Origin of the sequence: uncultured Demequina sp., from assembly GCF_913055775.1 — a bacterium.
Taxonomy (GTDB): Bacteria; Actinomycetota; Actinomycetes; order Actinomycetales; family Demequinaceae; genus Demequina.
Window position 1 is genome coordinate 1 of sequence record NZ_CAJXJX010000027.1, and the last position, 24,578, is coordinate 24,578.

The 24,578-nt window shown below is 68.3% G+C and carries 17 protein-coding genes, 3 rRNA genes and 1 pseudogene; 1 reads left to right on the plus strand and 20 read right to left on the minus strand.

The window, feature by feature from the left end; genetic code table 11:
* The 14 genes from QZ483_RS04230 to QZ483_RS04295 all read right to left on the minus strand — a co-directional run.
* Positions 1-1,506: CTP synthase (locus QZ483_RS04230; RefSeq protein ID WP_297081742.1), on the minus strand; the 1,506-nt coding region annotated here is incomplete at its 3' end.
* 85 nt (positions 1,507-1,591) lie between these two features.
* A complete protein-coding gene (locus tag QZ483_RS04235; protein ID WP_297081743.1) occupies positions 1,592-2,560 on the minus strand; it encodes a copper transporter in 969 nt (322 codons plus the stop codon).
* The gene (gene steA, locus QZ483_RS04240; protein ID WP_297081744.1) at positions 2,560-3,714 is read right to left on the minus strand and encodes a putative cytokinetic ring protein SteA; all 1,155 of its coding nucleotides are present in this window, start codon (positions 3,712-3,714) and stop codon (positions 2,560-2,562) included. Before steA ends, QZ483_RS04235 begins: the two co-directional genes overlap by 1 nt.
* Positions 3,715-3,718: 4 nt before the next feature.
* Positions 3,719-5,425 carry a DNA repair protein RecN gene (gene recN / locus QZ483_RS04245; RefSeq protein ID WP_367117083.1) on the minus strand — a complete coding sequence of 569 codons (1,707 nt, stop codon included), beginning with the start codon at positions 5,423-5,425 and terminating at the stop codon, positions 3,719-3,721.
* A complete protein-coding gene (locus QZ483_RS04250) occupies positions 5,422-6,354 on the minus strand; it encodes an NAD kinase (RefSeq protein ID WP_297081745.1) in 933 nt (310 codons plus the stop codon). The genes recN and QZ483_RS04250 overlap by 4 nt, the downstream gene beginning before the upstream one ends.
* Positions 6,351-7,184 (minus strand): TlyA family RNA methyltransferase, encoded by an 834-nt coding sequence (locus tag QZ483_RS04255; RefSeq protein WP_297081746.1) that lies wholly within the window; start codon positions 7,182-7,184, stop codon positions 6,351-6,353. The genes QZ483_RS04250 and QZ483_RS04255 overlap by 4 nt, the downstream gene beginning before the upstream one ends.
* Before the next feature lie 7 nt (positions 7,185-7,191).
* Entirely contained in the window at positions 7,192-7,362 is a 171-nt protein-coding gene (locus tag QZ483_RS04260; RefSeq protein WP_297081747.1) for a hypothetical protein, read from the minus strand.
* Complete coding sequence (locus tag QZ483_RS04265; RefSeq protein ID WP_297081748.1) at positions 7,355-8,389, minus strand: HAD-IIA family hydrolase; 1,035 nt, start codon at positions 8,387-8,389, stop codon at positions 7,355-7,357. Before QZ483_RS04265 ends, QZ483_RS04260 begins: the two co-directional genes overlap by 8 nt.
* Positions 8,386-9,285 carry a hypothetical protein gene (locus tag QZ483_RS04270; protein ID WP_297081749.1) on the minus strand — a complete coding sequence of 300 codons (900 nt, stop codon included), beginning with the start codon at positions 9,283-9,285 and terminating at the stop codon, positions 8,386-8,388. Before QZ483_RS04270 ends, QZ483_RS04265 begins: the two co-directional genes overlap by 4 nt.
* 764 nt (positions 9,286-10,049) lie before the next feature.
* Positions 10,050-10,166: ribosomal RNA gene (gene rrf, locus QZ483_RS04275) — 5S ribosomal RNA — on the minus strand.
* Positions 10,167-10,236: 70 nt separating this feature from the next.
* A 23S ribosomal RNA gene (locus tag QZ483_RS04280) occupies positions 10,237-13,334 on the minus strand.
* Positions 13,335-13,682: 348 nt separating this feature from the next.
* Positions 13,683-15,204 (minus strand): 16S ribosomal RNA (locus QZ483_RS04285).
* Together the 16S, 23S and 5S rRNA genes form the textbook arrangement of a ribosomal RNA operon.
* Before the next feature lie 825 nt (positions 15,205-16,029).
* Entirely contained in the window at positions 16,030-17,295 is a 1,266-nt protein-coding gene (tyrS, locus tag QZ483_RS04290) for a tyrosine--tRNA ligase (RefSeq protein ID WP_297081750.1), read from the minus strand.
* A gap of 293 nt (positions 17,296-17,588) precedes the next feature.
* Positions 17,589-18,221: a uridine kinase gene (locus tag QZ483_RS04295; RefSeq protein ID WP_297081751.1), complete on the minus strand. Its 633-nt coding sequence runs from the start codon at positions 18,219-18,221 to the stop codon at positions 17,589-17,591.
* Between the two features lie 22 nt (positions 18,222-18,243).
* On the opposite strand from QZ483_RS04295, the gene QZ483_RS04300 reads away from it, so the two are divergent.
* On the plus strand, positions 18,244-18,708 hold the full coding sequence (locus QZ483_RS04300; RefSeq protein WP_297081752.1) for a YbaK/EbsC family protein: 465 nt from the start codon (positions 18,244-18,246) through the stop codon (positions 18,706-18,708).
* 3 nt (positions 18,709-18,711) lie between these two features.
* Here the strand turns inward: QZ483_RS04300 and menC are convergent, their stop codons facing one another.
* The 6 genes and pseudogenes from menC to QZ483_RS04330 form a co-directional block, all read right to left on the minus strand.
* The gene (gene menC / locus QZ483_RS04305; RefSeq protein WP_367117084.1) at positions 18,712-19,839 is read right to left on the minus strand and encodes an o-succinylbenzoate synthase; all 1,128 of its coding nucleotides are present in this window, start codon (positions 19,837-19,839) and stop codon (positions 18,712-18,714) included.
* Positions 19,839-20,672, minus strand: coding sequence for a hypothetical protein (locus tag QZ483_RS04310; protein WP_297081754.1), 834 nt, complete (start codon positions 20,670-20,672; stop codon positions 19,839-19,841). Before QZ483_RS04310 ends, menC begins: the two co-directional genes overlap by 1 nt.
* On the minus strand, positions 20,669-21,817 hold the full coding sequence (locus QZ483_RS04315; RefSeq protein ID WP_297081755.1) for a M20/M25/M40 family metallo-hydrolase: 1,149 nt from the start codon (positions 21,815-21,817) through the stop codon (positions 20,669-20,671). The genes QZ483_RS04310 and QZ483_RS04315 overlap by 4 nt, the downstream gene beginning before the upstream one ends.
* A 56-nt stretch (positions 21,818-21,873) precedes the next feature.
* Positions 21,874-22,485 (minus strand): hypothetical protein, encoded by a 612-nt coding sequence (locus QZ483_RS04320; protein WP_297081756.1) that lies wholly within the window; start codon positions 22,483-22,485, stop codon positions 21,874-21,876.
* A gap of 33 nt (positions 22,486-22,518) precedes the next feature.
* Entirely contained in the window at positions 22,519-23,994 is a 1,476-nt protein-coding gene (gene argH / locus QZ483_RS04325; RefSeq protein ID WP_297081757.1) for an argininosuccinate lyase, read from the minus strand.
* Between the two features lie 2 nt (positions 23,995-23,996).
* Positions 23,997-24,500 (minus strand): annotated as a pseudogene (locus tag QZ483_RS04330) (argininosuccinate synthase); the annotation flags it as partial.
* Positions 24,501-24,578 lie beyond the last annotated feature (78 nt).

Here is a 24,578-nt window from a genome sequence, read left to right on the forward strand (position 1 = left end):
GTCGGGCGACTCGCCCGAGACCACCAGGCCGGCGTCCTCGAGTTGGGCGCGGTACTGGTTGTTGACCTCGTAGCGGTGGCGGTGACGCTCTCCCACCTGCGGGGCTCCGTAGGTCTCCGCGGCGACCGACCCGGGCTTGAGTACCGCCTGGTACTCGCCCAGTCGCATGGTGCCGCCCAGGTCCCCCTGGCCGTCCACGATGGCGAGCTGCTCCTCCATGGTCGCGACCACGGGGTGGTGGGTGTCGGGATCGAACTCCGAGCTCGATGCTCCCTCGAGCCCCAGCACGTTGCGCGCGTACTCCATGACCATGGTCTGCAGACCCAGGCAGATGCCGAGCGTGGGGACCTTGTTCTCGCGCGCCCACTGCAGGGCGCCGATCTTGCCGTCCACGCCGCGCACGCCGAATCCGCCGGGCACCAGCACCGCGTCCACGCCTCCCAGCGCCTTCTCTGCGCCCTCGGGGGTCTGGCACGAGTCAGATGCCACCCAGCGGAGGTTGACCTTCGCGCTGTGGTGGAAGCCTCCGGCGCGCAGCGCCTCGCTCACCGAGAGGTACGCGTCGGGCAGGTCGATGTACTTGCCCACGAGAGCGACCTCGACCTCGTGCGCGGGGCGGTGGACACGGTTGAGGACGTCGTTCCACGCTCCCCACTCGACGTCATGGAACGGCATGTTGAGGCGGCGCACCACGTACGCGTCGAGGCCCTCGGAGTGCAGCACGCGCGGGATGTCGTAGATGCTCGGTGCGTCGATGGCGTTGACCACGGCGTCCGGCTCGACGTCGCACATGAGCGCGACCTTGTTCTTGACCGAGGGCTGCACGGGGCGGTCGGAGCGCAGCACGAGCGCGTCGGGCTGGATGCCGATGCTGCGCAGCGCTGCGACGGAGTGCTGGGTGGGCTTGGTCTTCTGCTCGCCCGACGGCCCGATGAAGGGCACCAGGGACACGTGCAGGAAGAACACGTGATCACGTCCCACGTCGTGGCGGACCTGGCGCGCGGCCTCGAGGAAGGGCTGCGACTCGATGTCGCCCACGGTGCCGCCTACCTCCGTGATGATGACGTCGCAGTCGGGGCCGGCCTGGTCGCGCATGCGGCGCTTGATCTCATCGGTGATGTGCGGGATGACCTGGACGGTGTCTCCCAGGTACTCGCCGCGCCGCTCCTTGGCGATCACCTGCGAGTAGACCTGGCCGGTGGTGACGTTCGAGCTGGCGGAGAGCTTCACGTCGAGGAAGCGCTCGTAGTGGCCGATGTCGAGATCGGTCTCCGCGCCGTCGTCCGTGACGAAGACTTCGCCATGCTGGAAGGGGTTCATGGTGCCCGGATCCACGTTGAGATAGGGATCGAGCTTCTGCATCGTCACGCGCAGTCCGCGCGAGCGCAACAGGCGTCCCAGCGAGGATGCTGTGAGGCCCTTGCCGAGGGAGGAGACGACGCCTCCCGTGACGAAGATGTGACGGGTGACATGGTCCGTGCCGGACGAGAATCGCGTTCGCTCCACGGGCTTCAACTGTAACAGCGATTCGCGGTGACCACCCACCCCGCCACGCGGATTCGGCGCCGGCGATCGAGTGATCGAGGTCCGATCACCCTGCGCGCGGCGGGACCAGGACCCGGTCCTCGCCCGGGCCGTAGTGGCCCACGGATCCACCGATCGCCTGCGCCAGCGCGAGGGGCACGGAGATCTGTCCGTAGTACTCGGTGCCCTCGACCACGGTCGCCACGGCAGCCGATGCGTCGGGCGAGCTGAGCACCGCGCTCGGCAGGTCACCGGTCGCGTCGAGGCCCGATGCCACCACCACGCCGGACGTGTAGCCGGCCAGGGTCGCGGCCAGGGCGGAGAGCGTGCCGGACTGCTCGGCGCGCTCCGCCTCGTCCTCCGGACCCGGCCCGGCGACCAGCACGAAGGCCTCGACGGGCTCCGTCGCGACTCCCGTGACCAGCCCGGCCTCGGTGAGCAGGTCCATCAGCAGGGCCGAGCGCTCGGCCGCGCTCGCGGGATCGGGGAAGTCCGTCGTGGACAGGTCGGCCTCGCTGAATCCCGGCGGGTACACGCCCGGCATCAGCCCCTGCGCGAGGGCGTGCGCGAGCACGGTCGGCGTCGACGTCTCCGCGTCGACGCCCACGACGTTGGGCGCGATGGTCGATGCGAGGGAGGACCGGAACGCGCTCTGCGACGGATCCGTCCACGCCTCCTCGATCACGAGGTCGGCACTCAGCACGGCGCCGGCCTGGACCAGCCGGTCGCGCACTCCTGCGGTCGCCCCGTCACCGGGCCCGGCGACCTCGACGGTCGCGGTCTGTGTGCGATTCACGCTGTTCGCCAGCAGCAGCGGCGCGGACTCGTCCGCGTATTGGCGCGCGGTGAGCGTCTGCTCCTCGGCCGCAGCCGCATCGGCCACCGCCTGGTCGCGCTCGCCCTCGAGCGCATCGATCTGCTCGGTCAGGCCGCCCACGAACGCATCGCGCATGGGCCCCGAGCCCAGCACCACGCCCACCGCGAGCGCCAGGAACACGGCCACCAGCGAGACCACGTGATAGCGAAAGTCCTTCATCACAGTCCTCCGAACCAGCCGGTCACGGTGGACCAGCCCTGCTCGATCAGCTCCCGGCCGCCCGGCGTCACCCAGATCGCGACGCCCAGCGCGAGCACCGCGCTGGTGACGAGCGCGACGAGCACCCACGGCGAGTACCGGTGGCGGTACACCTGCGCGAGAGCCGTCGCGTCCACGACGGAGCGGCCCGCCTGGAGCCTCGCGAGGAACATCCCCGAGGCGTCGGTGTGCGCGGCCTCGAGATAGTCCTGCAGCGTGCCCTCGACGCCCACGGTCACGATCACGCGGGCGCCGCTGGCGTGCGCGAGCAGGATCGCGAGCGCCGCGGAGGGCAGCGAGGAGGTCGCGGTCGAGTGGCTCACGCCGAGCGCGTCGACGCGCGCCTCGCCCGGATCCGCGCCGTGCGGCTCGTGCAGCAGCACGTGATCCGCCGCGCGCAGAGCGTTCTCGCCCACGGACTCCACGTCGCCCACGATCAGGTGCGGGGCGGAAGCGAGCTCGAGGGCGGCGTCGGCGGCATCGCCCACGGCGATGAGGACGGGGCGGCGATCGCGCAGATAGCGCCGGATCTGACGCAGCTGCTCGCGGTGCTGATAGCCGGAGGCGATGACCACGACGTCGCGGTCGGTCACGTCGATGCCCAGGTCGGGCAGGCCCGCGCCGTCGAGGATCAGATCGGCCTCGCGCTCGACGTGGTCCATCGCGTTCGCGGTGAAGGTGGCGAGCTGCACGTGCATGCCTTCGGCGGCTTCTGCGGTGAGCCGCGCGAGGGCTTCCTCGTCCACGAGCGTGCCGGTGGCGACGGCCTCGCCATCGATCGAGATCTCCGGGCCGGCGACGGTCGCGGTCGCGCCATCCGAGCCGCCCAGGATCGCGGACCCCGCGTCGTCGACCAGCACGATTCCCGCGTCGAGCAGCACCCGCGGCCCGCCCGTCGGGAAGCGGCCCGACATCGACGACCGGACGTTGACGACCGCACCGGGACGGCGGGCCGCGAGGGCCTCGGCGGCCTTCTGGTCGAGGTCGAGGACGTCGATGACGGCGACGTCGCCGGGCCGCAGTCGACGGGCGAGCGCGCGCACGGTGGGCTCGATCCGCAGGGGGCCGGTGACGGTGCCGCCGCTCGCGCTGTCAGCGCGGTCGGAGCGGGTCATGCGGTCATGGTGCCACGCCGGAGGCCTCCAGCAGCTCAAGGGCGTGGGCGCGTGCCGTCTGGGAGTCCTCCTGGCCCGACAGGAGGCGCGCGATCTCCTCGATCCGCGCGTCGCCCGACACCTCGGTCACCTGGGCGCGCGTGACCGTGCCGTCGGTCGCCTTTGCCACCACCACGTGGGTGTCGGCGAAGGCCGCGACCTGCGCGAGGTGCGTGACGACGATCACCTGATGGCTCCGCGCGAGCTCCGCGAGGCGTTCGCCCACGGCGACGGCGGCGCGGCCGCCCACGCCGGCGTCCACCTCGTCGAACACGAAGGTCCGCGAGCCCTCGTGGACGCGCTCCGCGATCGCGACCTCGAGGGCGAGCATGATGCGCGACAGCTCTCCCCCGCTCGCCGCCTCGGCGACCGGACGCTGCGGCGCTCCCGGGTGGGAGGCGAGCGTCATCGCGATCACGTCGGCTCCGTGGGGCGCGGGCTCGGTGGGCTCGACCGCCACGGCGAACGCCGCGTCGGGCATCGCGAGCCGGTGCAGTTCCGCGGCCACGGCCTCCGCGAGGGCCGATGCGGCGGCGCGGCGACCGTCGCTGAGGCGGCTGGCGGCGTGGTCGAGTGCCGCACGGGCGCTGTCGACCGCCTGGCGGCGCTGCTCGAGGGTCGTGTCCCAGGCGTCGTCCTCCGCGACCCGTGGCCGGGCGTCCTCCGCGTACGCGAGGACGCCGGCGAGGTCGGCGACGCCGATGCGGCGCATGAGGCCGGCGAAGTCGCTGCGGCGCTCGTGAATCTCGTCGAGCCGGGCCGGGTCCGCGTCGAGTCCCTCGACGTACGACGCGAGCTCGGTGACCAGGTCCCCGGCGCCGTAGACGAGGCCCGACAGTCGTTCCTCGAGGTCCGCCAGCGACGGATCGTGGCGCGCGGCGTCGGCGAGAGCGCGGCGGGCAGCATCCAGCGCGGCGACCGCGGAGTGATCGTCGCCGCCATCGCCTCCGCCGAGCGCCGCGTGGGCCGCCGCGACGCCCGTCCTGACGTCCTCGGCGTTCTCCAGCACGCGCGCCTCGGCCGCGAGCGCCTCGTCCTCGTCGGGCTGCGGCGCGAGCGCGTCGATCGCGGCGAGATCGTCGCGCAGCCGTGCCACCTCGGCGCGTGCCGCATCGGCTCCCTGCTCCATGCGCTCGAGCGCGGCCGTCGCCTGCGTCCACGCCTCCCACGCGCCGCGATACTCGGCAACGACGGGCTGATGGTCGGGACCGGCGTAGGCGTCGAGGGTCGCGCGCTGCCGCGCGGCGGTGCGCAGGCGTGCCTGATCGTGCTGGCCGTAGACAGTCACGAGCGCCTCGGCCACCTCCGCGAGCAGCGCCTGGGGCACCGTGCGACCGCCGATGACGGTCCGTGACCGCCGGCTGGCTCCCACGGTGCGCGAGACCACGACCGTGCCGTCGTCCTCGACGTCGATCCCGGCATCCTCGAGCCGCTCCGCCACCTCACCCGTGCGGGGGGCGTCGAGCACCGCTTCCGCGAGTGCCGCATCGGCCCCCCGGCGCACCGTCTCCGGCACCGCCTTCGCGCCCAGGATGAGGCCCAGCCCGGTGAGGACCATGGTCTTGCCGGCGCCGGTCTCGCCCGTGACGCAGGTCAGCGCGGGGCCCAGCTCGATGCGCGCGGATTCGATGACTCCGAGGTCGGAGATGGTGAGCTCGTGGAGCACGCTCACCCGTCCTCGTCGGGAGCGGCGCCGTTGCCCGGCGTCCGGACCGAGGGCTCGGGGTCGCCGTGGATCTCGCGACCGATGGGCGTGGTGCGGGCGCGCTCGCCGTGCCAGCCGTCGGTGGGCAGCGAGAACTTCTTGACCAGCCGCGCGGTGAACGGCGCGTCCGAGGTCCGTGCGAGCCGCACGGTGTGCTCGCCGCGACCGATCTCGACCAGGCAGCCCCGGCCGGTGTCGATCGAGCGGGCGCCGTCGAGGACCACCTGGCCAGCGGACGACGAGCTGGCCTCCACCTCGATCTGGAAGGACGACCCCGGTCCCACGACCAGGGGCCGGGCGAACAGGGCGTGAGCGGCGAGGGGGACGCACAGCAGGGCGTCGACGTCGGGCCACATCACGGGGCCGCCGGCGGAGAAGGCGTGCGCGGTGGACCCGGTGGCGGTCGCGATCACGAGGCCGTCGCAGCCGAAGCTCGACAGCGGCAGCCCGTCGACAGCGAGCGCGACCTCGAGGGTGCGCAGCCGGTTGGCGCGCTCCAGGGTCGCCTCGTTGAGGGCCCACCCGGTCTCGACCGAACCGTCGTCGCGGGTGACGGTCACCTGCAGCGTGCCGCGCTCCTCGACCTGGTAGTCGCCGTCGGCGAGACGCTGCGCCGCCGCGGCGACGTCCTCGCGCTCGATCTCGGCAAGGAAGCCGACGCGCCCGAGGTTGACGCCCAGCAACGGGATGCCGGTGCCGTGGGTGAGCTGCGCGGCGTGGAGCATGGTGCCGTCTCCGCCGAGCACGATCGCGGCCTCGATGGGCTCGGAGACTCCCGGCGTGTACGCCGTGCAGGTCTCGATCCCGGACGCGGCGAGGACGCGAGCGGCCTCGTCCCCGGCCTCGAGGGTGCCGGGGCGATGAGGGTTCGCGACGATGAGGACCCTGCGGGTCATTGATCTCCCTCCGCTTCCTGCACCTCGTGTGCGATGCGGGCCGCGAGCGCCTCGCCGTGGAGCACGGGGCGCGCGGCCTTCTCACCACTAGCCTGCCATGCCCCGGAGGCCCACACGAAGAACTCCACATTGCCGTGCGGACCAGGCAGGGCGCTGCGCGCGACATGGTGGATCGTCAAGCCCTCGCGCTCCATGCAGGCGGCGACGTTCGCCACGGCCTCGGCGCGGGCCTTGCGGTCCGTGACAACTCCGCGCGCGCTGAGGCGGCCGCGCCCCACCTCGAACTGCGGCTTGACCATGAGGACGTAGTCCGCGGTCGCGGCGACCGTGCGGACGAGGGCCGGCACCGCCAGCGTGAGGGAGATGAAGGACAGGTCGGCGACCACCAGCTCCGCTCCCGTGCCGGGCGACCCGGGCGCGAGGTCCCGGACGTTGACGCCCTCGAACACCGCGACGCGATCGTCGTTCCTCAGCTCGGGCGCGAGCTGATCGTGGCCCACGTCGACCGCGTCGATGTGCGCCGCGCCGCGCTCGAGCAGCACCTGGGTGAAGCCGCCCGTCGAGGCACCGGCGTCGAGAGCGCGCACTCCCGCGACGTCGAGACCGAGGGGCTCGCAGGCGTCGAGAGCGCTGATGAGCTTGTGGGCGGCACGGGAGACGTAGCGCGCGGCGTCATCGCTGACGGCCAGCACGGTGGCATCGTCGACCGCCTGCGCGGGTCGCGTCGCGGCGGCGCCGTCGACGGTGACGGCGCCTCGGGCGATCAGTTCCTGCGCGTGCGAGCGCGATCGAGCGAGGCCGCGCGCGTGAAGCGCGCGGTCGAGGCGCACTGGCGCCCTACTGCTCTTCCCGCATGCGCGTGGACAGCGAGTCCTGGATCTTGTCGAAGAACTCGGCCTGCTTGTCGAGGTCCTCCGGCAGCTCCGAGACGGACTTGAGCGCCTCACGCACCTCCGGCGGGTAGTTGACCTCGCCGAGCGGCTCGCGCTGATCCTTGATCTCATTCATGTGCCGAGAGTACCTCCACGTCGCCGAGGCCCTCAACCTTCACCGTTGTGCCGGCATCGGCGCTGTGCCAGGCCGCCGCGCACGCGACTCGGGCGGTGTCGAGGCCGTCCGCGCCGCCGTCGCGCGCCAGGATCTCCAGGGTGCCGTCGACCACCCGCGCTCGTGCCGCGCCCACGGACCACACGTCCCCGTCGAGCGACGGTTCGGGGTGCGCCAGCGCGAGCGCGCGCAGGTCGTGTCCCAGGAAGGACGGCCGATGCTCCGGGGGCGCGAGGATCGCGTCGCGGATGCCATCGACGCCGGTGAGCACCTGCAGACCGGGGTAGCCGGCGGCGCGTGCACCCTTGAGGTCGGTGTCGAGGCGGTCGCCCACGACCAGCGGGCGCGACGCGGAGGCCTTGTCCGCCGCCAGGCGGAACATCGCCGGCTCGGGCTTTCCAGCGCCCGGCGGAACCACTCCGGTGGCCGTCACGACCACGTTCACCAGCGAGCCGTTCCCGGGCGCGGTGCCGCGTTCGTTGGGGATGGTGAGGTCCTTGTTGGACGCGAAGAAGCGCGCTCCGGCCGCGACGGCGTAGGACGCCTCCGCGAGGTCGCGCCACGACACGTCGGGCGAGAATCCCTGCACGACGGCGTGGGGGTGGTCGTCCGCGCTGTCGACGAGCACGAAGCCCGCCTCAGACACGGCGGTCCGCAGGCCCGCGCCGCCCACGACCAGCACGGTGGAGCCGGCGGGCACGGTCTCGAGCATCAGCGCCGCGGCGGCCTGGGCCGCGGTCATGACCTCAGACTCGCTCGCGGGGATATCCAGGCTCGACAGGTGATCGGCGACGGTGCCGGGCTCGCGCGAGGCGTTGTTGGTGACGAACACGACGCGCATCCCGGCGGCGCGTGCCGCCTCGAGAGCGGGCGGCGCCGTGGGGATCGCGTGGGGTCCGCGGTAGGCGACGCCGTCGAGGTCGACCAGTGCGGCGTCGAAAGCGGTCTGCAGCGGTTGCGCGCTCCCCAACAGGGACGATGCGGTCACCGCTGCTCCTCGCCGTCGCCGGCTGCAGGGGCCTCGGCGGGCGCGTCCTCCTCGGCGGGTGCCTCGTCCGACGGAGCCTCGTCGAGGTCCTCGTCTTCGTCCTCGTCGGAGTACTCGTCGTCTTCCTCGTCCAGGTCCTCGTCTTCGTCCTCGACGGGCTCCGGAAGCTCGGCGACGTCGTAGACGGTGATGTCGAACTCGACGTCGGGCTCCACGTTCGCATCGGGGACCTTCGCTTCGAGCGCCTCAGCGCCCTCGTGGTCGCCGAGTGCGCGCAGCACCGGCACCGTCGCGGCGTCGATGCGCGTGCGCAGCTCCGCGTCCGCGGTCTCGATGCGCCGCAGAGCGACCAGAGCCGCCGCGGCATCGCCCATGTCGAGGCGGGCGCCGGCCACGACCATCTCGAGCTCGATGCGAGCGCGCTCGGGGAGCTGGGCCGCCTCGGGGCTCCGCGCAAGGTCGATGGCGCGCTCGGGGCGTCCCAGGCCACGCTCGCAGTCGGCCATAAGCGGCAGGTGCTCGTGCGAGCCGTTGAGCCGCCGGACCGTGCGGAACTCGCGCAGAGCCTCGCTGAACCGGCCGGTGGCGTAGGCGGCGAGGGCGTTCGCCTCGCGGACCACGTCCACGCGACCGCCGCGTGCCACCGCGACCTGCGCGTGCTGGTACGCGAGCTCAGGGTCCAGGTCGAGCAGCGAGCCCACCATGATCAGGTGACGGCCCACGTCCTCGGCGTTGTCCTTGCTCAGCGTGCGCAGACGGGCGCGCACGGTCCGGTCGAGCTGGCCGTACTCCACCTCGTCGGGGATCTCGGGGCCGGCAGGGGTCTCCTTGACCAGTCCGCGATCGCCGCGTCGCGAGCCATCGGGACGCTCGTTGCGCCGATCGTCGCGGCGCACGCGGTCCGAGGGACCGCGCCCCTGTCCGCGAGGGCCCTGTCCGTCACCGTCGCGACGAGGTCCGCCCGATCGGCGTGCGCCGTCGCGCGAATCCGGCCTGCCGTAGCCTCGACCACCCGAGCGTCCGTCGGAACGGCCATCGGAACGGCCGCTGCCGCTGGGCCGATCCTGGCCGCCGCGGTAGCGATCGCCCTGGCCGCCGCGGTTGCGGTCGCCCTGGCCCCATCGCTCGCGATCACCACGGGGCGCACCCTGGCCACCGCGGCCACCCGAGCGGCCTTCACCGCTACGGGAGTCACGTCGGTCGCCCGAGTACCCACCCCGGCGGTCATCGCCGCTGCGGGAGTCACGTCGATCACCGGAGTATCCGCCGCGACGCTCGTCGCCGCTCGAGGATCGACCACCGGAGCGATCACCCCGCTGGCCCGAGCCGCCGGCGCGCGAAGCAAATCCGCCACCGGCCGAGCCGCGGCTCCAGCCGGATCCCTCGCGCTTCGATGAGCCGCCGCTCGATCGACCGTAGCCGGAGGAGCGCTGCGCGCCTCCGCTGCTGCGGCGATCGGACTGACCGCCGCGCGCGGACGAGCTGCGGTCGCCCCGGGGCTCTCGAGAGTCTCGATCGCGATCGCGGTCGTCGCCTCGTGTGCCAGCCATGGTGCTCCGTTCGGTCATGCAGTGCGCTCGGACGCGCACGGGTCTAGGACACAGTGTCCAGGAAAGCACGAAGGGCCGCCCAGCATTGGGCGGCCCTTCGTTGAAAGAATGTCCCGCTGCGACCTACTCTCCCACACCCTCACGAGTGCAGTACCATCGGCGCTGAGAGGCTTAGCTTCCGGGTTCGGAATGGGACCGGGCGTTTCCCTCTCGCTATGGCAGCGGAAACTCTATGGAGATATCAGTACCCGACCGTATCTCGGGAACCGCACAGTGGACGCGTAGCATGCATTGATAAAAGTCAAGTTATCGGCCTATTAGTACCGGTCAGCTTCAAGAGTCTTTAGTCCTCTCTTCCACATCCGGCCTATCAACCCCATGGTCTATAGGGGGCCTCTCGGGAATAATCCCGTGGAAATCTCATCTTGAGACCGGCTTCCCGCTTAGATGCTTTCAGCGGTTATCCGTTCCGAACGTAGCCAACCAGCCGTGCTCCTGGCGGAACAACTGGCACACCAGAGGTTCGTCCATCCCGGTCCTCTCGTACTAGGGACAGATTCTCTCAAATTTCCTGCGCGCGCAGCGGATAGGGACCGAACTGTCTCACGACGTTCTAAACCCAGCTCGCGTACCGCTTTAATGGGCGAACAGCCCAACCCTTGGGACCAACTCCAGCCCCAGGATGCGACGAGCCGACATCGAGGTGCCAAACCATGCCGTCGATATGGACTCTTGGGCAGGATCAGCCTGTTATCCCCGGGGTACCTTTTATCCGTTGAGCGCTGGCGCTTCCACATGCCACCAGCGGGTCACTAGTCCCGACTTTCGTCCCTGCTCGACCTGTCAGTCTCACAGTCAAGCTCCCTTGTACACTTGCACTCGCCACCTGATTGCCAACCAGGCTGAGGGAACCTTTGGGCGCCTCCGTTACTCTTTGGGAGGCAACCGCCCCAGTTAAACTACCCACCAGGCACTGTCCCTGATCCGGATTACGGACCGAGGTTAGATATCCAGAGTGATCAGAGTGGTATTTCAACAATGACTCCACCAATACTGGCGTATCGGCTTCAAAGTCTCCCACCTATCCTACACAAACCACACCGAATACCAATACCAAGCTATAGTAAAGGTCCCGGGGTCTTTCCGTCCTGCTGCGCGTAACGAGCATCTTTACTCGTAGTGCAATTTCGCCGAGTTCGCGGTTGAGACAGCGGAGAAGTCGTTACGCCATTCGTGCAGGTCGGAACTTACCCGACAAGGAATTTCGCTACCTTAGGATGGTTATAGTTACCACCGCCGTTTACTGGGGCTTAAATTCAGAGCTTCGCCTTTCGACTAACCCTTCCTCTTAACCTTCCAGCACCGGGCAGGCGTCAGTCCGTATACATCGTCTTGCGACTTCGCACGGACCTGTGTTTTTAGTAAACAGTCGCTTCTCCCTGGTCTCTGCGGCCCTCAAACGCTCACAGCTGCAAGAGCTGATCACGCCTCAGGCCCCCCTTCTCCCGAAGTTACGGGGGCATTTTGCCGAGTTCCTTAACCACGATTCACTCGATCGCCTTAGTATTCTCTACCTGACCACCTGAGTCGGTTTGGGGTACGGGCGGCTAGAACCTCGCGCCGAGGTTTTTCTTGGCAGCATAGGATCACCAGTTTCCTGCTTGTGCAGTCACCATCAGTTCTCAGGCATATGAGCTGCGGATTTGCCTACAGCTCGCCCTACGGCCTTGGACGTGGACAACCATCGCCACGCCTGGCTACCTTCCTGCGTCACCCCTGTTAATACGCTTGCCTACTAAGGACTTGGGTCGCGCGCTACTCCACCGCTCCCCGAAGGGTTGAGTGGCATCGGGCGCTTAGCATTATCCGTTCAGCATGGGCGGTTCTTCGCCGGTACGGGAATATCAACCCGTTGTCCATCGACTACGCCTGTCGGCCTCGCCTTAGGTCCCGACTTACCCAGGGCGGATTAACCTGGCCCTGGAACCCTTGGTCATTCGGCGGACGGGTTTCTCACCCGTCTTTCGCTACTCATGCCTGCATTCTCACTCGTGTGGCGTCCACCGCTGGGTTACCCCGCGACTTCACTCGCCACACGACGCTCCCCTACCCATCCACACGCTTGGATCCGAAGACCAGGCAGTGTGTGAATGACACAACTTCGGCGGTGTACTTGAGCCCCGCTAAATTGTCGGCGCGGAATCACTTGACCAGTGAGCTATTACGCACTCTTTCAAGGGTGGCTGCTTCTAAGCCAACCTCCTGGTTGTCTATGCAACTCCACATCCTTTCCCACTTAGCACACGCTTAGGGGCCTTAGTTGGTGTTCTGGGCTGTTTCCCTCTCGACTATGAAGCTTATCCCCCACAGTCTCACTGCTGCGCTCTCACTTACCGGCATTCGGAGTTTGGCTGACGTCAGTAACCTGGTGAGGCCCATCGGCCATCCAGTAGCTCTACCTCCGGCAAGAAACACGCAACGCTGCACCTAAATGCATTTCGGGGAGAACCAGCTATCACGAAGTTTGATTGGCCTTTCACCCCTATCCACAGCTCATCCCCTCGGTTTTCAACCCAAGTGGGTTCGGTCCTCCACGCGGTCTTACCCGCGCTTCAACCTGGCCATGGATAGATCACTTCGCTTCGGGTCTAGACCCGGCGACTCAATCGCCCTATTCGGACTCGCTTTCGCTACGGCTGCCCCTCACGGGTTAACCTTGCCACCGAGCACTAACTCGCAGGCTCATTCTTCAAAAGGCACGCCGTCACCCCTGCTAGGGAGGCTCCGACGGATTGTAAGCACACGGTTTCAGGTACTATTTCACTCCCCTCTCGGGGTACTTTTCACCTTTCCCTCACGGTACTGTTCCGCTATCGGTCAGTAGGTAGTATTTAGGCTTACAGAGTGGTCTCTGCTGATTCACACGGGATTTCTCGGGCCCCGTGCTACTTGGGATGACTCTCAGGAGTCCGCGAGATTTCGTCTACGGGGGTTGCACCCTCTGTGCCGGGCCTTTCAATGCCCTTCGACTATCACGCGGATTTCTGACTCCTTGGGAGAACGGCAGCTCTCCCAGAAAGGTCCCACAACCCCGCCAACGCAACGCCTGCCGGCTATCACACGCTGACGGTTTGGCCTGATCCGCTTTCGCTCGCCACTACTCACGGAATATCTCTTCCTGTCGGTACTGAGATGTTTCACTTCCCGACGTTCCCTCCGCTCGCCCTATGTGTTCAGGCGAGGGTCACTGGACATGACTCCAGCGGGGTTTCCCCATTCGGACATCCTCGGATCAAAGCTTGTTTGCCAGCTCCCCGAGGCTTATCGCAGGCTACAACGTCCTTCATCGGCTCCTACTGCCAAGGCATCCACCATGTGCTCTTAAAAACTTGACCACAGATATCAAAGATGCTCGCGTCCACTATGCAGTTCTCAAGGTACGGGCGGGCTCACGTTCTGCCGGCGCCTGCCTCGCTGTGCGAGGTGGTTCATCCGGCTCCAGTGATCCGTCCAGTCAGTCATATCGACCGACCTGAGGTCGCGCTTAACGCCCGATCCCTCAGGACCCAACAGTGTGCCTTGCATGCGCCGTGCGTTTCTCATGGTTCCAACCCCGAGGGGCGTACTGATGAGACGCTCGCAGCGTCATGCCATGTCGATGTTCCATCCGTGAGCTCTCGCCGGCCTGCGTTTGAGGCCGAAACGAGTCATGGACAGCGCGATGGCTGCCAAATGCTCCTTAGAAAGGAGGTGATCCAGCCGCACCTTCCGGTACGGCTACCTTGTTACGACTTAGTCCCAATCGCCAATCCCACCTTAGACGTCTCCCTCCCAAAGGGTTGGGCCGACGGCTTCGGGTGTTACCGACTTTCGTGACTTGACGGGCGGTGTGTACAAGGCCCGGGAACGTATTCACCGCAGCGTTGCTGATCTGCGATTACTAGCGACTCCAACTTCATGAGGTCGAGTTGCAGACCTCAATCCGAACTGAGACCGGCTTTTTGGGATTCGCTCCACCTTACGGTATTGCAGCCCATTGTACCGGCCATTGTAGCATGCGTGAAGCCCAAGACATAAGGGGCATGATGATTTGACGTCATCCCCACCTTCCTCCGAGTTGACCCCGGCAGTCTCCTATGAGTCCCCACCATTACGTGCTGGCAACATAGGACGAGGGTTGCGCTCGTTGCGGGACTTAACCCAACATCTCACGACACGAGCTGACGACAACCATGCACCACCTGTATACCCCCCCGAAGGACTCCCTATCTCTAGGGATAAAGGGTATATGTCAAGCCTTGGTAAGGTTCTTCGCGTTGCATCGAATTAATCCGCATGCTCCGCCGCTTGTGCGGGCCCCCGTCAATTCCTTTGAGTTTTAGCCTTGCGGCCGTACTCCCCAGGCGGGGCACTTAATGCGTTAGCTGCGACGCGGAACTCATGGAAAGAGCCCCACATCTAGTGCCCACCGTTTACGGCATGGACTACCAGGGTATCTAATCCTGTTCGCTCCCCATGCTTTCGCTCCTCAGCGTCAGTAGTGGCCCAGAGACCTGCCTTCGCCATTGGTGTTCCTCCTGATATCTGCGCATTCCACCGCTACACCAGGAATTCCAGTCTCCCCTACCACACTCTAGTCTGCCCGTACCCACTGCAGGCCCGAGGTTGAGCCTCGGGTTTTCACAGCAGACGCGACAGACCGCCTACGAGCTCTTTACGCCCAATAATTCCGGACAACGCTTGCGCCCTACGTATTACCGCGGCTGCTGGCACGTAGTTAGCCGGCGCTTCTTCTGTAGGTACCGTCACTTTCGCTTCTTCCCTACTGAAAGGGGTTTACAACCCGAAGGCCTTCATCCCCCACGCGGCGTCGCTGCATCAGGCTTGCGCCCATTGTGCAATATTCCCCACTGCTGCCTCCCGTAGGAGTCTGGACCGTGTCTCAGTTCCAGTGTGGCCGGTCGCCCTCTCAGGCCGGCTACCCGTCGTCGCCTTGGTGAGCCATTACCTCACCAACAAGCTGATAGGCCGCGAGTCCATCCCAGACCGAAATTCTTTCCAGACGATGACCATGCGGTCTCGTCTCGTATCCGGTATTAGACCTCGTTTCCAAGGCTTATCCCAGAGTCTGGGGCAGGTTACTCACGTGTTACTCACCCGTTCGCCACTGATCCACGAGAGCAAGCTCTCGCTTCACCGTTCGACTTGCATGTGTTAAGCACGCCGCCAGCGTTCGTCCTGAGCCAGGATCAAACTCTCCGTGAATGTTTGATAGCAATCCGACCGAAGTCGGTTCACATACAATACGAAGTGGTTCCGAAGAACCGTTTAATCTCTAGCTTCGAACAAAATGTCACTGACATTTCGTTGTCTACCAAAGGAATCCTGCATCCCGCTGCTCGAGCCGAAGCTCTCACACCGTGATGCCGGAGGTTTTGGCATCGACTATGTGGCACACTGTTGAGTTCTCAAGGTTCGGACGCGCACCGTTCGCGGGCCGTTCGGCCGGCGCTCGGGGCAACCCTTCAAAGTTACCGCCATGTTTCCAGCTTGTCAAATCGCGATTTCAGCGATCTTTTCGGCTGTTCCCATTGTGGCAACTCGGATAAGTTACTTGTTTGATTTCGGCCTGTCAAATCGCTTTTCCAGCGAATTCTTTTGGCTGATCTCAATCAGGCAACTCGGATAAGTTACTCGGCTGATTTCGCTCTGTCAAATCGCAGCTCGTGCGACTTGGACTCAGTGGCGATCCCTTCCGGGCAACCCTACCAACTTACCCCCTTGTTCTCATCCTGTCAACTCGCCTTGCCGGCGTGTTGTGCAGTCTGTGTCCCGTGGGGGGCTCTCCATCGTACATCAGTCCGGGCGCGCTAGCGACTCGAGATCGATCGGTGATGGGGAGCTGTCTTGAGGGGCTTCTCGTGGCCTTGTTCAGTCCTCCGAGAAGCGCTTCCGTCGTTGGCAGCGAGGAAGACATTACGGCCAGGTGAACCACCAAGTCAAATCGGTAGACATCCGGGCGTGTCGCCTCCCCGTGAGCATCATCGCTCCTGGTAAAGCCTCAAGTGGGCGTCCTGGCGAGGGCGCCGCTCAGGCGGCCACCCGCACAAGTCCCACAGATTTCTTTCCTCGGCGGAGCACGATCCAGCCTCCCGCGAGGGGCGCGTGAGCATCGACGGCCTGCTCGATCGAGTCCACCTTGGCGTTGTTGACGTACGCTCCGCCATCCTGCACCGCTCGCCTAGCATCGGACTTGGAGGAGACGATGCCTGCAAGCACCAGCGCATCGACGACTGACGCTCCGGCAGGCACTTCCACTCCGCCCAGCTCCTGCGCGCAACCGTCGAGAGTCGCCTCATCCAGCCCGTGCAGCTCCGCTCGCCCGAAGATCGCCTGCGACGCCTGCACGACGGCGTCGGCCGCATCGGCTCCGTGAACGAGTGCGGTGACCTCCCATGCCAGGGTGCGCTGCGCCTCGCGCTTGAAGGGCTCCGCCGCCACGGCCTGCTCGAGCTCCTCGATGCGCTCGCGCGTGAGGAACGTGAAGATCTTCAGGAAGCGCACCACGTCGGCGTCTTCCGTATTGATCCAGAACTGGTAGAAGGCGTACGGCGACATCATGTCGGGAGCGAGCCACACCGCGCCGCCCTCGGACTTGCCGAACTTGGTGCCATCCGCCTTGGTGATCAGAGGCGTGGTCATCGCGTGCACGGCGGCGCCCTCGGCCTTGCGAATCAGCTCGACACCGCTCAGCAGGTTGCCCCACTGGTCGTTGCCCCCGGTCTGCAGGGTGCAGCCGTAGCGGCGGTGGAGCTCGCGGTAGTCGTTTCCTTGGAGCACCTGGTACGAGAACTCCGTGTAGCTGATGCCCTCGTCGCTCTCGAGGCGACGTGCCACCGTGTCCTTGGCCAGCATGGTCCCGAGTCGGAAGTGCTTGCCGACCTCGCGGAGGAGATCGATCGCCGACAGCTCGCCCGTCCAATCGAGGTTGTTGACCATCTGCGCGGCGTTGTCCCCCTCGAAGTCGAGGAACATCGAGATCTGGGAGCGCAGGCGCTCCACCCACTCGGCGACGGTCTCCTTGGTGTTGAGGACGCGCTCCCCGGACATCCGGGGGTCGCCGATCATGCCGGTCGCGCCCCCCACCAGAGGGAGGATGCGATGCCCGGCGCGCTGCAGATGCCTTAGCAGCACCAGCTGCACGAGGTTGCCGATGTGCAGGCTCGGCGCCGTCGGGTCGAATCCGCAGTACAGCGTGATCGGGCCCTCGTCGAGATGAGCGCGGAGCTCGTCGTCACCGGTGGTCTGGGAGATCAGCCCGCGCCAGGCGAGCTCGTCAAGGATGTGCTGAGTCATGATGCGCCCATTGTGCCAGTGCGTGCGCGCCGGCGGATCGCCGGGGTCAGAGACGAAAGAGTCGCTGGGCACGCGATCCGATCCCGCGAATCGGCGCTGAGGGGTGGACGTCTAGTGAGGGGTCCAACCGACTCGCGGTGGTCGCATGCCCAGCGACACTTACGACGTTATGCGCCTCTGTCTGAGAGTTCTCTCAGAGACATCGCGGCGTTCTGAGGGCGAACGTGAGACCCGGCTCACCCTGGCCACGCACGAGCGGCCCGCGGCGGGCAGCGGCCCCACTGCCAGCGGCGTCAGTCCGGGATGGCTGCGGTCCCGTCGAGCACCACGTCCGCCGCCGCCCGCGTGCCCTCGACCGCGAAGTGCGCCGCCTCCCGCGGCAGCCACCGCAACCACTCGTCGCGCATCGCCTCGCCGTCCCGTTCCAGCCCCCGCCGGAGCCGCACGTCGGCGGGCGCCTCGATCCACACCAGCAGGCTGGCGAAGGCGCGAGCCGCAGCCTGACCCACCCCCACGCCCTCGATGACGAGGAAGGGCCGGACCGGCACCGGGACCTCGTGCGTCCGGGCCGACTGCTCCCAGTCCCACATCCGAAACGAGGCGTCGCGGCCCGCAGCCAGAGGCTCCAGCACGTCGTCGACCAGGACGGCGTCGAGAGTCTCCAGCCCGTCCCAGCCTTCGTACATGTCGTCGGCGTGCAGGAGCTGCGCCGGCGCGCCCCGCGCGCACGCGCGCGCGGGATCGAAGGTGCCGGGCCCCGCCGAGGACTCGCCGCCGAGCGCCGCCACGAGGCGGTTGGCCAGGGTGGTCTTGCCCGAGCCTGCGGGCCCGTCCACCAGCACCAGGCGCATCGGCCGCTCTCCGCCCAGCCCGGGCGCCGATGCGCGGGCGGCGCGAACGATCGCGCTCAGCGGGACAGGGGTCACCGGGCCAGGCTACGGTAGCCGCATGCACCCCTCTGTGCAGAAGGTCGCCGACGTCCTCGACAGCGCAGGACTGCACGGCCGCGTGCGCGAGCTGTCCTCGGGCACCCACACCGCCGCGGAGGCCGCGGCCTATCTGGGCTGCGAGCTCGGGGCGATCGCGAACTCGCTGGTCTTCATGACGGAGCGCGGCCCCATCCTCGTCCTGGCGTCGGGAGCCCATCGGGTGGACACGGCTCGGCTCGCCCAGGCGATCGGCGTGCAGGCGGTGACGCGTGCGATGCCGGACGAGGTGCGGGCCGCCACGGGGCAGCCCATCGGCGGCGTCGCGCCCGTGGGCCACCCTGCTCCGCTGCCCACGTACATCGACGTCGAGCTCGAGGAGCACGGCGAGTTGTGGGCCGCCGCCGGCATCCCGGCGAGCGTGTTCGAGATCTCCTACGCGGATCTCAAGGGGCTCACCGACGCGGTCGAGGTCGAGGTCGCCTGAGCGTCACTCGACGTCGATGACCCGCTCGGTCGTCTGGAAAGCGGCGACGGCATCGCCGTCCGGCTCCTCGCACAGGCCAGGGAAGCTCGGCACCGCGATGTGTCCGTCGTCGATGACGTACGGCGTCGTGAGATCCCGGTCGTAGAACCTGCTGGAGGCGGAGATGTCGCCCGGCAGCGTGAAGCCCGGCAGGCCCGCGAGCGCGGCATTGGCGCCGCGCGCGAGGCCGGTCTCGAGCATGCCGCCGCACCACACGGCCACGCCGTGAGCGCGGGCGAGGTCGTGGATGCGGCGCGACTCCAGGTAGCCGCCCACCCGCGAGGGCTTGATGTTGATGACGGCTGCCGCCCCCAGCGCGATCGCGTCGGCCGCGGACGCGACCGACACCACGGACTCGTCGAGGCACATCGGCGTCGACATGGCGCGGGCGAGCTCGGCGTGCTGGCGCAGATCGTCCTCAGCGAGGGGCTGTTCGATGAGCAGCAGGTCAAAAGCGTCGAGCCGGCGCAGGTGGGCCGCGTCGACCAGCGTGTACGCGGCATTGGCGTCCACCTGGAGCGGCACGTCAGGATGCGCCTCTCTCACCGCTCGCACCGGCTCGACGTCCCATCCCGGCTGAATCTTGAGCTTGATGCGCCGGTAGCCCTCGTCGAGGTACCCCTGCACCACGTCGCGCAGGCGCGGGATCGAGTCCTGGATGCCCACGCTCACCCCGGACGGCACCCGGTCACGGGTGACGCCCAGGTAGTCCGCGAACGACGTCCCGGCCGCCTTCAGCTGTCCGTCGAGCAGCGCGGACTCGAGCGCTGCCTTCGCCATCCGGTGCCCCACCACCGCCTCGAGGTGCGTGCCCACGGTCTCCGCGGACAGAGCATCGGCCCTCTGCGCCTGCGCCAGGCGCGGCAGCAGGAAGCGCTCGGTGACGTCCACGGCGCCGGAGGCGTACTCCTCGGAGTACACGGGCTCGGCGAGAGCGCCGCACTCTCCCCAGCCCGTGACCTCGGCGCCGTCCACGCGCGCAGCGACCTCCACGGCCACGACGGTGCGGGCCGTCTGCGTCGAGAACGAGGTGGTGAAAGGCGTCACGAGAGGGATGCGCAGCTCCCGCAGGGTGACGTGGTCGATCTGGATCATGCTCTCTCCAGCAGGTAGCGGTGGTCGTGGAATCCGGCGACGCGCCAGCGTGCACCCGACGCGCCGTCCCCGAGCAGCGGCGCGAGCGCACCGCGAACGGCTCCGCGCCAACGGGCGGCGCACGCGGGATCCGCGGCGCGAAGTCCCTCGATGTCCTCGGGGAGCTCGACCGCGAGGCGCGTGGCGGTGGGGTCGGGAACGTACGGGTGGGGCTCTCCGTCGACGTTCGCCAGGAGGGCCGATGCGGCGGCGGGCTCGGGAACGGGCTCACCCGGGGGCGGCACGGGCCGTGCAAGGGGCCAGGAGACCAGGAGTCGGTCGCTGCCCTGGCCGGCGTTGACGCCGTCCGACATGTCGCCGTAGAAGTCGACGAGGTACCCGGCGACGTCCACTCCCAGGCGACGCAGGTTGAACGCCGCGTTGCGCGCCACCAGCGGGTCGAAGGTCCAGGTGATGCGCGCCAGCCCGCGTTCGAGCGCCCATGCCCGCTGATCGAGCTTCATGGCGATGCCGACGCCGCGCCGGGCCACGCCGGGATCGACGCCCGCGACATGCGAGTGGAGGACCTCGCCCAGCGGCTGCGCGAAGTAGCCGATGCACGCGCCCACCATGCGTGCCCCGTTGCGGTCGAACGCACCGGCGACGTAGGCGCCGGAGTGCTCGAGCGCGATCATCAGCGGCGCCTCCATCACCGACGCTCCCCACAGCCGGGTGAACAGTCCGTCCGCCTCGCGGACGCCCTGGTGGTCCAGGGCACGGACCTCGATGCGGGCGCCGTCGGCCGCGTCGCTCGCGTCCGCGCGGGCCTCGGCCGGGGTTGCCCCGTTCATGCGCGCGCCTCGAGGAGCTCGCCCAGCATCAGCGACAGCAGCGCCGTGCGAGGCGGGATGTGCTCGATCAAGACGTGCTCGTCCTCCGCGTGCGCTCCCCCGCCCACGCCGCCCAGGCCGTCGAGCGTGCGCGCGCCCACGCCAGCGGTGAGGTTGCCGTCGGAAGCGCCTCCCACGGAGCACTCGTCGAGATCGTCGATGCCCGCCGCAGGCGCGAGGCGGGCGGCCAGCGCGAAGAGCTCGACGGCGCGGTCGCGTTCGAGCGGCGGCCTGTTCACTCCCCCGGCGACGTCGACGGTGGCGCCGTCCAGGACCGGCTCGAGCGCCCGGATCGCGGCATCGACGCGGTCCTGCTCGGCGGCGGTGCGCGCGCGGACGTCGACGTCGAACGACGCCCGCGCCGGGACCGTGTTGACGGTGGTGCCGATCGTGCCGCGGGTGGGCACCACGGACGTCTCGGCTCCGTGAAGGGACGCCACTGCCTGCAGCTGGTGAGCGAGCTCCACGCCGGCATTGATTCCCCGCTCGGGGTCGAGGCCCGCGTGCGACGCCCTCCCGTGTGCGGTGACGGTGTAGAGCGACACACCCTTGCGCTCGGTCTTCAGCGCGCCGCCGGGGCCGGACGCCTCGAGCACCAGCACGGCGTCCGCGCCGCGCGCCTCGTCCTCGACGAGCGCGCGGGACGTCACGGAACCCACCTCCTCGTCACCGGTGACGAGGATCGTCACCCCAGCCACCGCATCGGTCCCCCGGCGAAGCGCGACCGCGCACGCCGCGTGGACCGCCTGCACCAGGCCGATCGCCATGTCGAAGCAGCCAGGGCCGCGCAGGACGCCGCCCGCCGTCGAGAACGGCATGCGTTCGAGCGTGCCGAGTGGCCACACGGTGTCGTGGTGGCCCAGCAGCAGCACGCGCGTGGGCCCGCCCAGGCGCCAGCGCAGGTGAGTGACGCCGTCGATGATCAGGGATTCGGGCTCGCTCGGCAGTCCTGCCTGCGCGAGGCGCCCGCCCAGGACGTCCGCGGCGACGGACGCGCTGCGCGCGTTGGCGTCGAGGTCGTCGGAGGGAGACTCGCACTCGATGATGCGGCGCACATCCTCCAGCATCGCTGGCAGGCGGGCTGTCGCGTCGTCGAGCTCGGTCACCCGGCCATCGTGTCAGATGACGGATGACGCGGGTGTTTCGCGGGGCCGGGCTGGCGTCACCAGGTCGCGAGTACTGCCGCGAACCAGGCGGACCACGCTCCGGCGGCCACCATGATCCCCAGGCCGATGCGCCTGTCGAGCCGGTAGGCGAAAGACAGCGGCACGCACGCGACGCCGAGCACGAGGGTGGCGATGGCGAACGGCACTCCCGCGGGAGAGACCCACAGCCCCACGCCGAGCGCGACGAGCGCCGCCCCCTGGACCAACGCGATGACGTGCAGCGCGGAGTAGAACGCGCTCACGATGAGAGCGAGCGCCGCCGCGTCCGCCGAGACGTCGAGCGAGCGGATCGGATACACGAGCCGGCCGTGGAGCACGGAGACCGTCACGGCGACCGCCACCGACACGAGCGTCAGCACTGCGGCGATCGCCACGCCCGTGGGGACCGGGGCCATGACGCGCCACGCTGCAACCACGCCGATGGCCGTGACCACGGCCATGATCACGAGGAACTCATCGATCGCCGCGATGCGGCCGCGGTTGTTCGCGACCCACGCGCGCTCCTCACCCGCGTCAGGAGGCCCGCCGATCAGGAACTCGAGGACCGCCGGCACCACCAGCCCGACGGCGAGCACGCCGAACGCGACCGACGCGAGAGCGGTGTCCATGTGCGCTCCCCTCGTGCGCGGCGGGATCCGTGGTCAGGAGGCGGCGAGCGACCAGGGTCGGAAGTGCTTGACGCGAGCGCGCGCCGCCTTGCCCTGCTCGATCACGCGCGCGGGCGCTGTGCCTCCCACGCCGTCGCGCGCGGCGAGCGAGCCCTCCACGGTCAGCACCTCGCGCACCGAGCCGTCGAGCTCGGGGTGCAGCTCGCCCAGCTCCTCGTCGGTGAGCTCGTGCAGCTCCTTGCCGCGCTTCTCGCACAGCCGCACGCAGGCACCCGCGACCTCGTGGGCCTCACGGAACGGCACGCCCTTCTTGACGAGCCACTCCGCGACGTCGGTCGCCAGGGAGAAGCCGGCGGGCGCCAGCTCCGCCGTGCGGTCCGCGTGGATGACGAGCGTGCGGATCATGCCGGAGAAGGCCGGCAGGAGCACCTCGAGCGTCTCGACGGCATCGAAGCCGGGCTCGTGGACCTCCTGGATGTCACGGTTGTACGCGAGCGGGAGGCCCTTGAGCGTCGCAAGCAGGCCCGTGAGGTCGCCGATCAGGCGGCCGGCCTTCCCGCGCGCGAGTTCCGCGATGTCCGGGTTCTTCTTCTGCGGCATGATGCTCGAGCCCGTCGAGTACTGGTCGTCGAGGCCCGCGAAGCCGAACTCCACGGTCGCCCACGCGATAACCTCCTCGGAGATGCGCGACAGGTCGACGCCGATCATCGATGCCACCCACAGGAACTCCGCGACCACGTCGCGCGAGGCCGTGGCGTCGATCGAGTTCTCCATGGGTCCGGCGAAGCCGAGCTCGTCCGCGACGCCCTGGGGGTCCAGGCCCAGGGTGGAACCGGCGAGCGCGCCGGCGCCGTAGGGCGAGAACGCGGCGCGCGCGTCCCAATCGGTCAGGCGCTCGACATCGCGCAGCAGCGGCCACGCGTGCGCGAGCAGGTGGTGGCCGATGGTCACGGGCTGCGCGTGCTGGAAGTGCGTGCGCCCCGGCATGGGGTCGTCGATGTGGCGGTCGGCCTGCGCCAGCAGCGCGTCCACGACATCGAGGAGGTGCGACGCGATGAGACGTGCGTGCCTCCGCAGGTACATGCGCGACAGGGTGGCGATCTGATCGTTGCGAGACCGGCCCGCGCGGAGCTTGCCGCCGACCTCGGGCCCGACGCGCGCGATCAGGATCCGCTCGAGCGCACCGTGCACGTCCTCATCGGACTCGGCGGGGCCCAGGCGTCCGGCCGCGACGTCCTCGCGCATCTTCGCGAGGCCGCCCACCATCGTCGACGTCTCGTCGTCCGTCAGCAGTCCAGCGCGCTGCAGAGCGTGCGCATGAGCGATCGAGCCGCGCAGGTCGTCGTCGGCGTAGCGCCAGTCAAAGTGAGTCGACTTGCTCAGCGCCGCCAGCGCATCGGCCGGACCGCCGGCGAACCTGCCGCCCCACAGGGCGCCCTCGACGGTGCCGCTCGGTCCACTCGCGCTGGTGCCACTGCCGCCCTGCTGGGCGCCGGACTGCTCGGACATGCCTATCCCTTCAGGCGCGCCTCGCGCGCTGCGGCCTGCTTGGCGGCGAGGCCGTAGATCTCGATGAAGCCGCGTGCCGCGCTCTGGTCGAACGCGTCACCCTCATCGTAGGTGGCCATGTTGAAGTCGTAGAGACCAGTCTCCGAGCGACGGCCCGTCACGGTGGCGCGTCCGCCGTGCAGCACCATCCGGATGTCGCCGTTCACGTGCTCCTGGGTGTCCACGATGAAGGTGTCGAGGGACTTCTTCAGGGGCGAGGACCACATGCCGTCGTAGACCAGCTCGCCCCACTTCTGCTCGACGCCGCGCTTGAAGCGGGCCTGCTCGCGCTCGAGGGTGACGTTCTCCAGCTCGCGGTGCGCCTCGATCAGCGCGATCGCGCCCGGGGCCTCGTAGACCTCGCGGGACTTGATGCCCACCAGACGGTCCTCGACGATGTCGATGCGGCCGATGCCGTGCGCGCCGGCACGCTTGTTGAGCTGCTCGATCGCCTGGAGCGGGGTGACCTTCTCCAGGCGATCGGAAGAGCCACGTCTGAACTCCAGTCACTAATCGATCTCGTATGCCGTCTTCTGCTTGAAAAA